A 1,439-nucleotide genomic window follows, 5' to 3' on the forward strand; every position below is an offset into this window, starting at 1 on the left:
CCCCGGTAGGGAAGAAACAAAGACGCACAGGTGCTACAAAGGCCAGACAGAAGCTCCTTTTTAAAGACGAGGGGGGTTCCACACAGAGGACAGGAAGCACCCCATAGCCAGGAAAGATACCGTAACCCCATCATCTATAACTAGAGGAAGTTTTTCCTTCCCGCATGAGTTTTTTCTATCTTTATTCAAAAAGGTCCTTCTCTTTTGGATAGGAACGATGGGGCGCCTTTTGGCTCTGTTTTAAAAGAAACTCCTTCCAGGCATAAATCCGTCCCAACGCTTCCAGAGGAGTAAGACGATTAGGATCAAGGCGAAGCAATTCTTCCAGAATAGGATGGGGCTTTTCTTTCTTTTCTGACGGGGTAAGGGGAGCAACTTCCCTTTTTTCAGCTTCCCCCTGAGGCGCCCCCTGAAACGTATCGATATGGTGCTGGAGGAGTTCTTCCTGTTCGCTCAAGGCTTTCATAATCTCCATCGCCCGTTCAAGCACGTTTGGAGGAATTCCCGCAAGCTGGGCCACATGAATCCCGTAGGATTCGGTCGTTGCCCCTTCCTTCAGTTTTCTCAGGAACACAATAGTTCCGTCCCGTTCTTCTACCCCCATAGAACGATTCATCATCCCCGGATGTTCTAGTCGAGAAAGCTCGTGGTAATGGGTGGCAAACAGGGTTCGACATCGAATGTGTTCAAGGAGTTCTTCACAAACGGCCCAGGCAATGGCAAGCCCATCCTTTGTTCCCGTACCACGACCAACCTCATCCATGATAACCAGGCTTTGCTTCGTGGCGGACCTCAGAATACGGGCTGTTTCATTCATCTCTACCAGAAAGGTCGATTCTCCCCGGGCCAGGTTATCCGAGGCCCCTACCCGACAGAAGATTTTATCCACCACCCCAATACGGGCTTCCCTGGCGGGAACAAAACTGCCCATCTGGGCCATAATCGTAATAAGGGCGCTTTGCCGAAGGTATGTGGATTTTCCTGCCATGTTTGGACCCGTAATGAGGGCAAAAAAGAAGCCCTCCCCATCAAGGTCGGTATCGTTGGGGATAAATTCTCCCCGGGGAAGGTGGGCTTCCACTACCGGATGGCGTCCTTCTTTAATACAAAGCCGGCAAGATTCATCTATTTCGGGGGCATTCCAGCCATAGAGGGTCGCTGCCCAGGCAAGGGAAGCGGTTACATCAATTTCCGCAATCCGTCGGGCCCCATCCAAAAGGAGGGGTATCGATTCTTTGGATTTTTCTCTAATCTCGAGACCGAGATGTTTTTCTAATCCGATGCTCCGTTCTGCAGCTCCTTCAATTTCAGATTCAAGGGCCATGAGTCGTTCGGTTGTAAATCGTTCTCCACCGGCGATCCCCTGACGACGAATAAAATACGGAGGAACCAGAGTCAGGTTCGCACGGCTTACCTCAAAATAGTAACCGATAAGACGG

Annotated in this window: 1 protein-coding gene; it reads right to left on the reverse strand. The window is 50.5% G+C overall.

Going from position 1 to position 1,439, the window contains the following annotated elements:
- Nucleotides 1-181 precede the first annotated feature (181 nt).
- Nucleotides 182-1,439, reverse strand: a 1,258-nt coding sequence (locus N2315_09350) for a DNA mismatch repair protein MutS (GenBank protein MCX7829376.1), incomplete at its 5' end; no start/stop codon positions are given.

It is taken from the genome of Thermanaerothrix sp. (genome assembly GCA_026417795.1).
GTDB lineage: Bacteria > Synergistota > Synergistia > Synergistales > Synergistaceae > Thermanaerovibrio.